General features: G+C 61.9%; 13 protein-coding genes. 5 read left to right on the top strand and 8 right to left on the bottom strand.

Annotated features, from left to right (window positions below; genetic code table 11):
• Positions 1-113: 113 nt before the first annotated feature.
• Positions 114-3,725 carry an urea carboxylase gene (gene uca / locus NR795_RS12215; RefSeq protein ID WP_257758372.1) on the top strand — a complete coding sequence of 1,204 codons (3,612 nt, stop codon included), beginning with the start codon at positions 114-116 and terminating at the stop codon, positions 3,723-3,725.
• Here uca and NR795_RS12210 read toward each other — a convergent pair.
• Both NR795_RS12210 and NR795_RS12205 read right to left on the bottom strand, forming a co-directional pair.
• Entirely contained in the window at positions 3,722-4,993 is a 1,272-nt protein-coding gene (locus NR795_RS12210) for an EAL and HDOD domain-containing protein (protein ID WP_257758371.1), read from the bottom strand. The two genes, uca and NR795_RS12210, sit on opposite strands and share 4 nt — an antisense overlap.
• Before the next feature lie 235 nt (positions 4,994-5,228).
• The gene (locus NR795_RS12205) at positions 5,229-5,465 is read right to left on the bottom strand and encodes a DUF2171 domain-containing protein (protein WP_042387703.1); all 237 of its coding nucleotides are present in this window, start codon (positions 5,463-5,465) and stop codon (positions 5,229-5,231) included.
• A 137-nt stretch (positions 5,466-5,602) separates the two neighbouring features.
• On the opposite strand from NR795_RS12205, the gene NR795_RS12200 reads away from it, so the two are divergent.
• Positions 5,603-5,965: a nitrous oxide-stimulated promoter family protein gene (locus NR795_RS12200; RefSeq protein WP_257758370.1), complete on the top strand. Its 363-nt coding sequence runs from the start codon at positions 5,603-5,605 to the stop codon at positions 5,963-5,965.
• Between the two features lie 35 nt (positions 5,966-6,000).
• Here NR795_RS12200 and flhA read toward each other — a convergent pair whose 3' ends face one another.
• The 6 genes from flhA to hypA all read right to left on the bottom strand — a co-directional run bounded on the left by flhA (position 6,001) and on the right by hypA (position 11,759).
• Entirely contained in the window at positions 6,001-8,070 is a 2,070-nt protein-coding gene (gene flhA / locus NR795_RS12195) for a formate hydrogenlyase transcriptional activator FlhA (RefSeq protein ID WP_257758369.1), read from the bottom strand.
• Between the two features lie 71 nt (positions 8,071-8,141).
• Entirely contained in the window at positions 8,142-9,152 is a 1,011-nt protein-coding gene (gene hypE, locus NR795_RS12190; protein WP_257758368.1) for a hydrogenase expression/formation protein HypE, read from the bottom strand.
• Positions 9,149-10,270: a hydrogenase formation protein HypD gene (hypD, locus tag NR795_RS12185; protein WP_257758367.1), complete on the bottom strand. Its 1,122-nt coding sequence runs from the start codon at positions 10,268-10,270 to the stop codon at positions 9,149-9,151. Before hypD ends, hypE begins: the two co-directional genes overlap by 4 nt.
• Complete coding sequence (locus NR795_RS12180; protein WP_257758366.1) at positions 10,270-10,542, bottom strand: HypC/HybG/HupF family hydrogenase formation chaperone; 273 nt, start codon at positions 10,540-10,542, stop codon at positions 10,270-10,272. The genes hypD and NR795_RS12180 overlap by 1 nt, the downstream gene beginning before the upstream one ends.
• Complete coding sequence (hypB, locus tag NR795_RS12175; protein WP_257758365.1) at positions 10,533-11,405, bottom strand: hydrogenase nickel incorporation protein HypB; 873 nt, start codon at positions 11,403-11,405, stop codon at positions 10,533-10,535. Before hypB ends, NR795_RS12180 begins: the two co-directional genes overlap by 10 nt.
• A gap of 3 nt (positions 11,406-11,408) precedes the next feature.
• Positions 11,409-11,759: a hydrogenase maturation nickel metallochaperone HypA gene (gene hypA, locus NR795_RS12170; protein WP_257758364.1), complete on the bottom strand. Its 351-nt coding sequence runs from the start codon at positions 11,757-11,759 to the stop codon at positions 11,409-11,411.
• A gap of 188 nt (positions 11,760-11,947) precedes the next feature.
• Here hypA and hycA point away from each other — a divergent pair, with 188 nt between their 5' ends.
• The 3 genes from hycA to hycC all read left to right on the top strand — a co-directional run bounded on the left by hycA (position 11,948) and on the right by hycC (position 14,924).
• Complete coding sequence (gene hycA / locus NR795_RS12165) at positions 11,948-12,415, top strand: formate hydrogenlyase regulator HycA (protein WP_257758363.1); 468 nt, start codon at positions 11,948-11,950, stop codon at positions 12,413-12,415.
• Positions 12,416-12,495: 80 nt separating this feature from the next.
• A complete protein-coding gene (locus NR795_RS12160; protein ID WP_222888646.1) occupies positions 12,496-13,101 on the top strand; it encodes a 4Fe-4S dicluster domain-containing protein in 606 nt (201 codons plus the stop codon).
• The gene (hycC, locus tag NR795_RS12155) at positions 13,098-14,924 is read left to right on the top strand and encodes a formate hydrogenlyase subunit 3 (protein WP_257758362.1); all 1,827 of its coding nucleotides are present in this window, start codon (positions 13,098-13,100) and stop codon (positions 14,922-14,924) included. Before NR795_RS12160 ends, hycC begins: the two co-directional genes overlap by 4 nt.

Below are 14,924 nucleotides of genomic sequence, written 5' to 3'. Positions count from 1 at the left end.
TAATCGCCTGACGCTGGACAATAAGCCGCAGCAGTAACTGCCTTTTCCCCCTGGACGACCAGGCGGCGAGATTATTCCCGGCGGGACGACCCGCCACGGTTCGGGTCTGGATCATGTTTACAAAATTACTTATCGCTAACCGGGGCGCTATCGCCTGCCGTATCCTGCGTACCCTGCGGGAGATGAACGTGAAAGGGGTGGCGGTCTGGTCGGAGTCCGATGCCAGCAGCCTGCATATTCGCGAAGCCGACGAGGCGATTAGCCTCGGTGAAGGCCCGGCGGCGCAAACCTACCTGCAGGTGGATAAGATCCTCGCTGCCGCCCGGGAGAGCGGGGCGCAGGCTATCCACCCCGGCTACGGCTTCCTGTCGGAAAACGCCGCCTTTGCCGACGCGTGCGAGGCCGCCGGGATCGCCTTCGTTGGCCCCACCCCGGAGCAGCTGCGCATCTTCGGCCTGAAACACACCGCCCGTGCGCTGGCGAAAAGCCACGGCGTGCCGCTGCTGGAGGGCACCGAGCTGCTGGCTGACGTCGCGGAAGCGCTGGATGCCGCAGAGAGCGTCGGCTACCCGGTAATGCTCAAGAGCACGGCGGGAGGCGGCGGGATCGGGATGCGCGTCTGCTACAGCCCGGTAGAGCTGGCAGAGGCTTTCGATGCGGTGCAGCGGCTGGGGAAAAATAACTTCAGCGATGCGGGCGTCTTTATTGAGAAGTATATCGAGCGTGCCCGCCATCTGGAGGTGCAGATCTTTGGCGACGGCGCGGGAGAGGTGATTGCCCTCGGCGTGCGCGACTGCTCGGTGCAGCGGCGTAACCAGAAGGTGCTGGAGGAGACTCCCGCCACCGCGCTGCCTGAGGGAATGGCCGAGGCGCTCTGCCAGGCCGCTATTGAGCTGGGCAAGGCGGTAAGCTACCGCAGCGCCGGCACGGTGGAGTTCGTTTACGACAGCAGTGCCCAGCAGTTCTACTTCCTTGAGGTCAACACCCGGTTACAGGTAGAGCACGGCGTCACCGAGCAGGTGTGGGGCGTAGATCTGGTCCAGATGATGATCGCCCTGGCGGCGGGCGATCTGCCCCCGCTGGCCGAGATCGCCGCCGGGTTAAGCCCGCACGGACATGCGATCCAGGCCCGGGTCTATGCCGAGGATCCGGGCCGTGAGTTCCAGCCCTCGCCAGGCCTGCTGACTAACGTGAGTTTTCCGCAGCAGGATCGCACCACGCTGCGAATTGACACCTGGGTAGAGTCTGGCTGCGAGGTGCCGCCGTTCTTCGATCCTCTGCTGGCCAAGATCATTACCTACGCTGACTCCCGCGACGAGGCGATCGACCAGCTGGACAGCGCTCTGGACGCGACGCGCCTCTACGGCGTAGAGACTAACCGTCAGTACCTGCGGCAGATTTTGCGTGACGCGCCCTTTGCCAGCGGCGAACCGTGGACCCGCTGCCTTGAGAGCCTGAGCTACCAGGCGGCGACGCTGGAGGTGGTGAGCGCCGGGACGCAGACCACGGTACAGGACTATCCGGGACGGCAGGGCTACTGGGCGGTTGGCGTACCCCCCTCCGGGCCAATGGACGATCGTGCCCTGCGCCTTGGCAACCGTCTGCTGGGCAACGCCGACGACGCGGCGGGTCTGGAGATCACCGTCAGCGGCCCGACCCTGAAGTTTAATACCGATGCGGTGGCGGTCGTCACCGGCGCGGCAATAAGTGTCGAACTGGACGGCCAGCCGCAGGCAATGAGCCAGACCTTCTTCATTCCTGCTGGCACCACGCTAACCCTGGGAGATACCCTGGCGGCGGGCGTGCGCAGCTACCTCTGCCTGCGCGGCGGCCTCGACGTGCCGGACTATCTGGGCAGCAAAAGCACCTTTACCCTCGGGCAGTTTGGCGGCCATGCCGGGCGCGCCCTGCGTACCGGAGACGTGCTGCACCTTGCGCCGTTAACCGATGCCCGCTGCGGCACGGACCTGCCGGCGGCGCTGCATACGTCCCTCGGGACGGTACGCGAGCTGCGGGTGATCTACGGCCCGCACGGTGCACCGGAGTACTTTACACCCGAGTGGATCCCGACCTTTTTTGCCACCGAGTGGGAGGTACACTTCAACTCCAGCCGCACCGGCGTGCGGTTGATTGGCCCAAAACCGGAGTGGGCGCGCGACAGCGGCGGCGAGGCGGGGCTGCATCCCTCTAACATTCATGACAACCCCTACGCCATCGGCGCGGTAGACTTTACCGGCGATATGCCGGTGATCCTCGGCCCGGACGGCCCGAGCCTCGGCGGTTTTGTCTGCCCGGTGACGGTCATCGAGGCGGATCTCTGGCAGCTCGGCCAGCTTAACGCTGGGGATCGGGTGCGCTTCGTGCCGGTGGACATCGACACCGCCCGCCTGCTGGCGCAGGGGCGTAGCCAGGAGCTGGCGAGCCTGCAGCCGGTAGCGATCAACTGGCAGATGCAGCCGCTCACCTCGCCGATCGTGATGGAGACCGGCGCGGCGGACAAGCGGCTGGTAGCGCGCCTCTCTGGCGATACCCATCTGCTGCTGGAGATTGGCGATGCCGAGCTGGATCTGGTTCTGCGCTTTCGCGGCCACGCTCTGATGCAGGCCCTGGAGGCGCTGGACCTCGACGGGGTGATTGACCTGACGCCGGGCATCCGCTCGCTACAGGTACACTATCAGCCGGAGGCGCTGACGCTGCAGCACCTGCTGGGGATCGTGCGCGAAGTGTGGCACTCGGTATGCCAGCAGGAGGATCTGCAGGTGCCGTCGCGTGTGGTCTGGCTGCCGCTGTCGTGGGACGATCCGGCGTGCCAGAAAGCCATCGACAAGTACATGACCACCGTGCGCCGGGATGCGCCATGGTGTCCAAGCAACCTGGAGTTTATCCGCCGCATCAACGATCTCGACAATATTGACGAGGTTTATCGCACGGTGTTTGACGCCAGCTACCTGGTCATGGGGCTGGGGGATGTCTATCTCGGTGCGCCGGTGGCAACCCCGCTCGATCCGCGTCACCGGCTGGTGACCACCAAATACAATCCGGCGCGCACCTGGACGGCAGAGAACTCGGTCGGGATCGGCGGGGCGTATCTCTGCGTCTATGGCATGGAGGGGCCGGGCGGGTATCAGTTCGTCGGACGTACGCTGCAGATGTGGAGTCGCTATCATGCGGTCGAGGATTTTGGCGGCAAGCCGTGGCTACTGCGCTTCTTTGACCAGATCCGTTTCTACCCGGTCTCCGCCGAGGAGCTGCTGACCATCCGTCGCGACTTCCCGCTCGGGCGCTATCCGCTGCGCATTGAGCAGAGCACGCTGCGGCTGGCGGAGTACCAGCAGTTTCTGGCCGAGGAGGCGACCAGCATCGACGCCTTCCGCCACCATCAGCAGGCGGCGTTTAATGCTGAAAGAGAGCGCTGGGTAGCCTCTGGCCAGGCCCACTTTGACAGTCACGACGCCATGCCGGAGGTGGGTGACGATGCGCCGCTCCAGGCGGGCCAGCGTGGCATCGACAGCCCCATAGCCGGTAATCTCTGGCAGGTGCTGGTCAAGCCCGGCGACAGGGTGAAGGAGGGGGACGTAATGGTGATTCTGGAGTCGATGAAGATGGAGATCCCGTTGCGCGCCACCTGCGATGGTATCGTGGATCAGGTCCGGGTACAGCCGGGATCGTCGGTGCGGGCCGGGCAGTGCGTGGCGGTGGTTAACGCCGAGCGCGCCGTGGTTTAGCGCACGCGGGCGCTTTTCGGCGGGCTGGCCTTCAGCGGGGCGTTAACCGGCATCTCGTCGGCCCACTGGATGGCTGAGGTCATCATCTCAGCCATCATCCCGCGCGTCAGTCCCAGCCGGTAAGCCTGCTGGCTGGCCTCCTCCCACTTCCGCTGCTCGTACAGCTCGGCCAGGCTAACAAACTGATGCAGCAGGCCCCGGTGCTGTTGCAGAGCCATGCGGACATCCTGAGAGATCACCACCTGGCCGATCAGCTCCTCCAGTGGGATCTCGAATACGGCGTCCAGCAGAGAGAAGAGTCCCACCATGAACGCGTCGTTGGCCGAGACCCTGCCACGCAGGCGAGTTGCCGCCAGCTCGCAGAACTTGGCGCGGATCAGGCTTTGATAGTAGGTTTCATTGGTTTTAACGTTATTCATCGAGCTGAGGCAGGTGACCAGCACAAAACGCCGCAGCTCTTTCGCCCCCAGATAAACCACGATATCTTTTAGCGAGTGGCTGCGCGTCCCCTTAATGCCCCGGGTGTTATAGAGAATGTTCTGCGCATAGCGCATCACCTTATAGGAGAGGGCGACGTCGTGCTTGAGCAGGTCTTCAATGCGCTGCAGGTTGGGGGCATCGGAGTTCACCTCCTGAATCAGGTTCAGAGAGACGATATGGTTCTGCACCAGTTTATTACTCTTATAGACCACCGGCTTGCTAAAGAAATAGCCCTGAAAAAGGGTAAAGCCGGCGTTTTTAAATAGCTCGTATTCGTCGAAGGTTTCGATCTTTTCCGCCAGCAGCAGGGTGTTTTTCAGTAGCTCCTCGCGACACAGCATGTAGTCCTGAATTTCCGGCCAGCTATTTTCTCGAATATCAAATTTGATAATGCTGATGTAGGGAATAAAGGTATCCCAGTCGCCGCTAAGGGAAAAATCATCCAGCGCAATGCGAAACCCTTGCTGATGCAGGCGTTTGATGGTGGCAAGCAGGGCCCCGGTCGGCTCGGCAGTTTCAAGGATCTCAATGACCACCCGATCTTTAGGCAGCGTTTCCGCCAGCCCCTGGAGCAGCAGTTCATAGGGAAAGTTAACAAACACCGTACCCGACTCTTTCTGGCTGCTGCCAGGCGCGCCAAAGAACTGCTCTTCAATGAGCTGGGCGGTGGCATGTTCAGGTGAAACGTTGGGGAAACGGTTAGCCATACTGTCCCGAAACAGGAGCTCATAGCCAAACGTCTGCAAATTTTCATCAAAAATCGCCTGTCTGGCGACAAAAGAAAACATTCTCTATCCTCACCCCAGCGCTTTAGCTTTTCACTATGCCGCGTAATGCGCGGGCTGACTAATACTTTTCACAAATTATCTCTTATTTGTAAAGTTTCGTCACAAAAAAAGTGTGTCTGTTTATCTTTTAAAAACAGGCGTTTGACAGGCTGGCTTATTTTTTAGGAATAAGAGAAGGGCGGGAAAATAGAGCGTGCCGCCCAGGTCAGAGACCCGAACGGCGCAAAAACTGCAGTTACGCGGTCTGCCAGGAAGATTTTACCTCTTCCGAGTTTTTGTTGAGAACCACGTTATTACCGTCAACTTTTTCTACCCAGCTTAGAGGGATATAGTGGTGCACACCGCCGGAAGCCGAATCACTTTTTGCCAGTTTGATCTTGTCTTCGCCTTCGAGGTGGTCAACGGTGCCAACGTGGGTACCACAGCTAGCAATAACCTGAGCGTGTTCACGAATTTCACTTTTATTAACCATACATCCTCCTTTGTTGTGATGAAGTTTGAGTATAGTCGACGTTTTTAACTCTGCAGGGCAGAACAATCTGAACTCTTTGAGCGGCTAATGAAGAAGATGTAATATGGATACCTCTTTTCCACCCTGGAGCATCTTCTATGGCTGGCCCTCGCATTACCCGTGAAAAACTCACTATCCGCAGGATGATTGCTCTCTATCAGCGCGGCGCGCCTGCTGCCTTCACGGAAGAGGGGCATTACGATGCGCTCTTTGCCTATGCGGAAAAACGTCTGGATAAGTGCGTATTTGGTGAAGAAAAGCCGGCCTGTAAGCAGTGCCCGGTGCACTGTTACCAGCCGGCAAAGCGGGAAGAGATGAAGCAGATTATGCGCTGGGCCGGGCCGCGTATGCTGTGGCGCCATCCGATCCTCACCGTACGCCATCTGATTGACGATAAGCGCCCGGTGCCGCCACTGCCCGAGAAATGTAGGCCGGGTAAGCGCAGCGCCACCCGGCGTTAACCGTTATGTCGGGTGGCGGCTTCGCCTTACCCGACCTACGAACCAATCGTACTCTTATCAATGCCTAACCGTTTCATGCGCGACAGCAGGGTGGTGCGCTTGAGGCCCAGCCGCTGGGCGGCCCCTTTCGGCCCGGCGATGACACCGTTGGTCTCCCGCAGTACCCGCAGGATCAGCTGCGTTTCCTCCTCACCGTCCTGAGCTACCGCCACCGGCGTAGTAGCGGCAACGGCAATCTCCGGCAGCGACAGCTGCAACACGCTGCCGCGCGTCAGCAGCACCGCCCGCTCAATCACGTTCTCCAGCTCGCGCACGTTGCCCGGCCACTCCATGGCAGAGAGAGTGCGCAGCGTTTCGGCAGGAATGCTGTCAATATTACGCCCCAGCCGCCGGGCGATTTTGAAGGTGAAAGCCTTCACCAGCAGCGGGATATCCTCCGGACGCTCGCGCAGGGGCGGAATATGGATCGGGAAGACGTTGAGCCGGTAGTAGAGATCGCTGCGGAACTCACGATCCTGCACCATCTGCCTGAGATCCCGGTTGGTGGCGGCGATCAGGCGGACATCGGTCTGGATCAGCTTGTTGCTGCCGAGGCGCTCAAACTCCTGCTCCTGCAACACGCGCAGCAGCTTAGGCTGCAGCTCCAGCGGCATATCGCCTACCTCGTCCAGGAAGAGCGAGCTTTTATCCGCCAGCTCAAAGCGTCCGATGCGCTGGGCGCTGGCCCCGGTAAAGGCCCCCCGCTCGTGACCAAAGAGATCGCTCTCCAGCAGGCCAGCAGGCATCGCCGCGCAGTTCATCTTGACCATCCGCCGCGTATTGCGCCCGCTCAGATTGTGAATGGCCCGGGCAATCAGCTCTTTGCCGGTGCCGGTCTCGCCGAGGATCAGCACCGTGCTGTTGCTCTGGGCCACCATCTCCACCTGCTTGAGGACGCTGAACATCGCCTCGCTGCGCCCGATGATCTCGCCGAATTCGCTCTCGACGTTGTTTAGCTGCTCGGTCAGGGCGAGGTTCTCATCCACCAGCCGCTCTTTGAGGCGCTGGATCTCCTGGTAGGCAAGGGCGTTGTCGACGGCAATCGCCACCCGCTCGGCAATCTGGCGCAGCAGCTGGAGATTGGCGGTGGTGAAGACTTTCTCCTCGCACTGGGCCAGCTTCAGAACGCCCAGCAGATTGTCGCCGGACATCAGCGGCAGCAGGCAGAGGGTCTGGATCTGATTGCCCCAGGTCTCAAACAGTCGCCGCTCGTAGGGAGCCAGCCGGTCGCGTTCGTGCAGGTTGAGTAGCAGCATCTCTTTGCTTTTAAATACCCGCTCGGAGAGGGTGCCTGCCTCGTCAACCTCGCTCTGCTCGTGCAGGGGCGCGCGCTCGTTGAGGTAGTGGGTGGAGTAGATGTTCAGCTTGCTCTTGCGGCTGCTGCGCAGGACGATGCTGATGGCGTCGATATCGAAATAGCGGTGGATCTCTTTGGCAATTTCCCCCACCAGTTCGTCCATATCAAGGCGGGAGAGCACCGCGTTAGTGATGGCGACCAGAATGCGAAAGTTGTCGCGCTCGCGGCACAGGAGATCGTAGTCCGGGCCGCAGTCGACCCGGCTCTGGATCTGCTCCACCACGACGCCAACGATCTGGGTGAAGGTGTGCAGGCGCTCCATCTCCTGGGCGCTCCAGGGCCTGTCATCATGGCGAATAAACTCGCAGCCGCCGAAGATCTGCCCCTCTGCTGCCAGCGGCAGCAGGCCATAGTGGCCAAAGGCGGGGTAAAGATGGCTCTCCGCAAGCTGCGGCCAGGCCTCGCTAAAGTCCTGATAGCTACAGTGCAGGGCCTGCGGGCGAGAGAGAATGCGGCGCACCGGGCCGTGGGCCAGGGCGGTTTCATCCTCATACTCCACGGGCTTGCCGTCGGGGCCAGAGGCATAGTAGCAGGCCCGGCGATCCCCGGCGCGCCAGAGAACAATTCCGGCGCGATCCGCCAGCGCCGCCTCCCTGACCAGCCCGGTTAGGGTCTGGGCCAGCGCGGCAAGATCCGGCTGCTGTAATAGAGTCCGGGTGACATCGAACAGCCCCTGCTGTCCGAGATCGCCCATCGGTGTATTTGACATTGTACTCATCCAGAAAGGCACCGAACGGGGTACCAAAAGCCTAATCGTTTTTATCTTGCCTGCAAAATGCCCTAGCAAATTCGCGGCAGGGGTTCAGAGTGGGGGAGATCCAGGGTGCGCTTCACGCCGTAAAGACCACTCAGCCGAACCCCTTTACGGGCTACCACCTCGCCGATAATTGCCGCATCACGGCCCAGCGGATACAGGCGCAGCCGTTCAACCGCGGCCTCGGCGGCCTGACGCTCGGCGACAATCACCAGTTTGCCCTCGTTGGCAAAGTTGAGGGCGTCAAGGCCCAGCAGCTCACACACGCCGCGCACGGCGGGCTTCACCGGCAGGCTGGCCTCGTTAAGCTCAATGCCGCAGCCGCTGCTGGCGGCAAACTCATGCACCACCGCGTTGACGCCGCCCCGCGTGGCGTCGCGCAGGGCCTTAATGCCATCAATAGCGCGTAGGGACTGGATCAGCGGCGTGAGCACCGCACAGTCGCTCATCAGCTCACCGTCCAGCCCGAGCTGCTCGCGCAGGTTGAGAATGGTCGCGCCGTGGCAGCCCAGCGAGCCGCTCACCAGCACGACGTCCCCCGGCTGCAGCGCCTGGGCGCGCCAGTTCAAACCGGTGGGAATAGCGCCGATGCCCGCGGTGTTAATAAACAGCTTATCCGCTGCCCCGCGCTGCACCACCTTGGTGTCGCCGGTGACGATGGCAATATCTGCCGCCTTCGCCGTGGCTGCCATGCTGTTGACCACCGCCTGCAGGGTCGCCATCGGCAGCCCTTCTTCAAGGATGAAGCCGCAGGAGAGATAGCGCGGGATTGCGCCGCTGACCGCAATATCGTTAGCGGTGCCGCACACCGCCAGCTTGCCGATATCGCCCCCTGGAAAGAAGAGCGGATCGATCACATAGCTGTCGGTGGAGAAGGCCAGCCGATCGCCGCCCGCCGCCAGCTGCGTAATATCGAGACGGGCCTGATCCTCCTGCTCCGCCAGCCAGGGATTATCAAAGGCCTGCATGAACAGGGCGTTAATCAGCTGCTGCATCGCCTGGCCTCCGCTGCCGTGGGCCATTTGCACCGTACTCATACTTCACACTCCTGGGCGCGATAGTGATACCAGGCGGCGCAGGCTCCTTCTGAAGAGACCATAAGCGCGCCGAAGGCAGTTTGTGGGTTGCAGGTTTGACCAAACAGCGGGCACTGGTGCGGCTTACAGCGCCCCGTCAGCACCTCGCCGCAGCGGGCGCGCGGATCGTCCCAGGTCTGCTGCGGGCGGAGCTGGAAATGCGTTTCTGCATCGAAGCGCCGGAATGCATCGCGAAGACGCACTCCGGAGTGGGCAATCACGCCCAGCCCGCGCCACTCGCTGTCGCCCTCAACGGTGAATACCCTGGCGATAGCCTGCTGCGCCAGCGGATTGCCGTTGTCGGGCACCACCCGCCGGTATTGATTCTCTACCCTGCTACAGGCTGCTATTTTCTGCTCAACCAGCATCACCACGCCTTGCAGTAGATCAAGTGGTTCGAATCCAGCCACCACTAATGGCCGCTGAAACTCATCGGCGATAAAGCCGTAGGCCGTCGTGCCGGTCACCATGCTGACGTGGCCGGGGGCCAAAAAGGCGTCGATGCTGTTATCCGGCTGCTCCAGCAGGCTGCGCAGCGTGGGGCCGAGGGTAATATGCTGGCAAAAGAAGAAGAAATTGGTGAGGTTGCGGGCGCGGGCCTGCTCCAGGGTCACGGCGGTGGCGGGCATGGTGGTTTCAAATCCCAGCCCAAAAAAGACCACCTTGCGATCGGGATTGGCCTCGGCAAGCGTAAGCGCATCCATCGGCGAGTAGACCATGCGCACATCGGCCCCGCGTGATTTCGCTGCCAGCAGCGAGCCATTTTTCCCCGGTACGCGAATGGCGTCGCCAAAGGTGCAGAAGATCACCTCCGGACGGCTGGCAATCTCGACGCAGGCGTCGATGCGTCCCATCGGCAGAACGCAGACCGGGCAGCCGGGACCGTGAATAAACTCAATATTATCCGGCAGCAGCTGGTCGAGGCCGAACTTAAAGATGGCGTGCGTATGGCCCCCGCACACTTCCATAATCCGCAGCGGGCGCGCCGGGGTGTAGTCGAGACGACGGGCGCGATCGCGTAAGTGCGCAAGCAGCTGCATCACCGCCTCCGGAGCGCGGTACTCATCAACGAAGCGCATCAGGCGTTCTCCCCATACAGCAGCGCGCCGACGTCCGGCTCGACGTCAAACATGTTTTGCAGCGCCGCCAGGGTGTCGCGGGCCTCTGCTTCGTCGATCACGCTCATGGCGAAGCCAACGTGGACCAGCACCCACTGGCCGAGGCGGGAGCCGCCGGACTCATCGACGCTGCCCACCAGGGTCAAATCGACGTCGCGCTGGATGCCGCACACCTCAACCTTCGCCTGGAGCCCGTCGATGGCGCAGATCTGTCCCGGTACGCCTATGCACATGGCTGCGCCTCCAGCCAGGCCAGCCACTGGTCCATGCCTTCTCCGCTGGTGGCGGAGAGCTGGATAATCTCAATATCCGGGTTCACCGCTTTGGCGCTGGCGAGGCATTTTTCCACGTCAAAATGGAGATACGGCAGCAGGTCGATTTTGTTGAGCAGCATCAGCGAGGCGGCGGCAAACATATGCGGATATTTAAGCGGCTTGTCTTCGCCTTCGGTGACCGACAGCACCGCTACCTTGTGTCGCTCACCAAGATCGAAGCTGGCGGGGCAGACCAGGTTGCCGACGTTTTCGATAAACAGGATCCCGCCGTTTGCCAGCGGCAGGCGCGGGGCGGCGTCGGCGATCATCTGCGCGTCCAGATGGCAGCCTTTACCGGTATTGACCTGAATGGCCGGGGTGCCGGTGGCGCGGATGCGCGCTGCGTCGTTAACGGTTTGCTGATCGCCCTCGATCACCGCACAGGACGCCTTGCCTTTCAGGCGCAGCAGCGTTTCGCTCAGCAGGGTAGTTTTACCCGCGCCGGGGCTGGAGACCAGATTCAGCACCAGCTGCTGCTTCGCGGCAAAGCGGGCGCGGTTGCGCGCCGCGAGATGGTTATTTTTAGCTAAGACGTCGATCTCGATCTCCAGCATCCGCCGCTGGCTCATGCCCGGCGCATGGGTTCCGGCAACGCCGTGGCCGTAGTGGAGATCGCCTTCCGGCGTCCGGGCGGGGGTAAAGGATGAGGTTTTCACCCCGGTAATTGTCTGGCCGCTGCGCTGGGCAGGGGCAAAGGGGGCGCTGCGAAATGGCGAGTGAGGGCGGTGCTCGTCGCCCTCGATATAGAGATTGCCTTCGCCGCAGCCGCAGGTACTACACATAGTCTACTCCTGTTCAATTTCGAGTCGCTGGATCTGCAGGCCGTCGTCGGCCACGATCTGCAACATATCGCTCTGGCACTGGGGACAGCGGCGCACCCGCTGGCTCAGCAGGGTCACAAACTGCTGGCAGTTTTCGCACCAGCACTCCGCCTGCTGCTCGTCGAGGTGCAGCGTGCAGCCTTCCGCCACGGTGCCCCGGCATACCAGTTCAAAGCAGAAGGTGAGGGCGCTGCTCTCCACGCAGGAGAACGCCCCTATCTTCAGCCATACGCCGGTCACCCGCCGTGCGCCGTGCGCCGCCGCCTGCTGTTCAATAAGCTCCAGCGCCCGCTGGCATAGGGTAATTTCGTGCATAGGGCCTCCCATGATCCACTGCGCCGTTAATGCAATAACGGTGCCAGCCAACGAAAACGACGTTACTGACGATGTCGACGCTGACGAAATGACACTGCCTCGCAATTAATTTCATTAAAAATCAATAAATTAAAAAATGGCATGGAAAGTGCTATATGAGCTGGTCACAACTAACCGGGTAACCTGAAATGACCATTTGGGAAATTAGCGAAAAAGCTGACTTCATTGCCGAACGGCACCATCGCCTGCAAGAGGAGTGGCAGGCTTACTGCAACTCGCTGGTTCAGGGCATTACGCTGTCCAAAGCCCACCTGCATCACGGCATGTACTGCGCGCCGGAGCGGGATCTCTGCTTTGTGCTGTTCGAGCACTTCCTTATTACCGTCGCCCTGGCGGACGGCTTTAACAGCCATACCATCCACTATCTGGTGGAGAGCAAGAGCGGCGGCGAGCAGCTGCTGATTGCCGAGGCCCAGCTGGCGCAGGATGGCCGCATTGATGGCCGGATCAATAACCGCGACCGCGCCGAGGTGCTGGAGCACTACTTAGAGAAGATCGGTCCGGTTTACAACGGCCTGTATGCGGCAATTCAGCAGGATACGCCGGTCGATCTCCGCCAGCTCGCCAACCAATCCGCCCAGGCCTCGGTGGCCTGAATGCCTGCCGTGTCGAGGGGTGTCGAAATGACAGACCGTCGGCACGATTTCGTCAAAAATGACCACCTGAGGAGTGTCCGGTGAATCGTTTTGTTATTGCTGACGCCACGCTCTGTATCGGCTGCCACACCTGTGAAGCGGCCTGCTCAGAGACGCACCGCCAGCACGGGCTGCAATCAATGCCCCGCCTGAGCGTGATGCGCAGCGCGAAAGAGTCTGCCCCGCAGCTTTGTCACCACTGTGAGGATGCGCCCTGCGCCGGGGTTTGCCCGGTGAACGCCATCAATCGCGTAGAGGGGGCGGTACAGCTCAATGAGAGCCTGTGCGTGAGCTGCAAGCTGTGCGCAATCGCCTGTCCTTTCGGCGCGATTGAGATGAGCGGCAGCCGCCCGCTGCATATTCCGGCTAACGCCAATTCACCGAAAGCGCCCCCCGCGCCGCCGGCTCCTGCGCGCGTCAGCTCCCTGCTGGACTGGGTGCCAGGCGTACGCGCCGTGGCGGTGAAGTGCGATCTCTGCGATTTCGATGAGAGCGGACCGGCCTGCATTCGCACCTGCCCAACCGGCGCGCTGCGGATGGTGAATTCGCTGGATATCGCCCGGGCCAGCAAACGCAAGCGCGAGCTGACCCTCAACGGCGACTATGGCGACCTCTCGCTGCTCAACCTGCAAGGAGGCGCGAAATGAGCGCGTTTATGCTGATCGACCTGGCCGTGCTGCTGTTTGTTGCGGCGGCGGTGCTGGCGTTGCTTTTTTCGTTTCATCGCGGCTTAAGCGGCTTGCTGGCCGGCATTGGCGGAGCGGTGGCCTGCGGGATGGTGATCGACGTGGCTGTCGGACTGTTAACCGGCAGGACGGCAAGCGGCGAGAGCGCCGTGCTTTACCTGCCTCAGCTGATCCGCCTGGCGCCGCTCAACGCCGTCTGGCTACTGGCTATCGCCCTGCCTGGGTTCTTTATCAGCCTGTATAACGTGGCGTGGCACCGACATGCACGGGTTAAGGTTAACGGCCTGCTGGTCAATCTACTGATGGCGGCGGCGGTCTGCACTCTCGTCGCCAGCGATCTGCTTACCCTGGTGGTGATGGCAGAGATCATGGCGCTGTGCGGGGCGTTTCTTACCGGCTGCGCGCAGTCCGGCAAGCTGTGGTTTACCCTGGGCCGCGTAGGAACGCTGCTGCTGGCCGCCGCCTGCTGGCTGCTGTGGCAGCGCTACGGCACGCTGGAGATCGCGGGTCTCGCGGCGCGCTTCGTTGAAGAGGGGCCGGGGACGGCGGTCTGGCTGCTCTGGCTGGTGGGATTTGGCATGCTGGCGGGAGTTATCCCTCTGCACGGCTGGGTACCCCAGGCGCATGCCGGGGCCGATGCGCCTGCGGCGGCGCTCTTCTCCGGCGTGGTGATGAAGGTCGGGCTGTTTGGCCTCGTTGTCCTGCCGCTGTTGGCCGGGCAGTCCATGCCGCTGTGGTGGTGCCTCGGCCTGCTGCTGCTGGGGGCGGTGACCGCGTTTGTCGGCGGCCTCTACGCCCTGATGGAGCACAACATTCAGCGCCTGCTGGCGTACCACACCCTGGAAAATATCGGCATTATTCTGCTGGGCCTCGGCGCAGGCCTGACTGGGATAGCCCTCGGCCAACCGGCGCTGATTGCGCTGGGACTGGTGGGCGGCCTCTATCACCTGATCAACCACAGCCTGTTTAAGACCCTGCTGCTGCTGGGCGCGGGCAGCGTCTGGTTCACGACCGGCCATCGCGACATTGAGAAGCTTGGCGGCATCGGCAAACGGATGCCGGTTATCTCTCTGATGATGCTGGTCGGGCTGATGGCGATGGCCGGGCTGCCGCCGCTGAACGGCTTTGCCGGTGAGTGGGTGATCTACCAGGGCTTCTTCGCCTTAAGCGGCAGCGATCTCTTTATCGCCCGCCTGCTCGGCCCGCTGCTGGCGGTGGGGCTGGCGATCACCGGCGCGCTGGCGGTGATGTGCATGGCCAAGGTTTACGGCGTCACCTTCCTCGGCGCGCCGCGTACGCCGGAAGCCGCTAACGCCCGCCGCGCGCCGTGGCTGATGACCGCCTCGGTCGTTGGCCTGGCGGTGTGCTGCCTTATCGGTGGCGTGGCCTCGCCGTGGCTGCTGCCGCTGCTCTCCGCCGCGGTGCCGTTACCGCTCGCCACCGCAAGCGTCGTCTCGCAGCCAATGATTACCCTGCTGCTGATTGCCTGCCCGCTGCTGCCGTTCATCATCATGATGCTGTTCAAAGGCCGCCGCCTGCCGTCGCGCTCGCGCGGTACGGCCTGGGCGTGTGGCTACGAGCATGAACAGTCGATGGTTATCACCGCCCACGGCTTCGCGATGCCGGTGAAAGAGGCCTTTGCGCCGGTGCTGGGTCTGCGTAAGCGGCTCAACCCGGTGGCGCTGATGCCGGTCTGGCAGCGTGCTGCCCCGGCGCTGGTTCGCCGTCTGGCGCTGGTCGAGCTGGCGGTGCTGGTGGTTATTGTTATTTCACGAGGAGCCTGA

Source organism: Pseudescherichia sp. L3, assembly GCF_024656065.1.
In the GTDB taxonomy this organism is placed as follows: Bacteria; Pseudomonadota; Gammaproteobacteria; order Enterobacterales; family Enterobacteriaceae; genus Pseudescherichia.
This window is presented reverse-complemented; position numbering and strand designations above follow the sequence as displayed.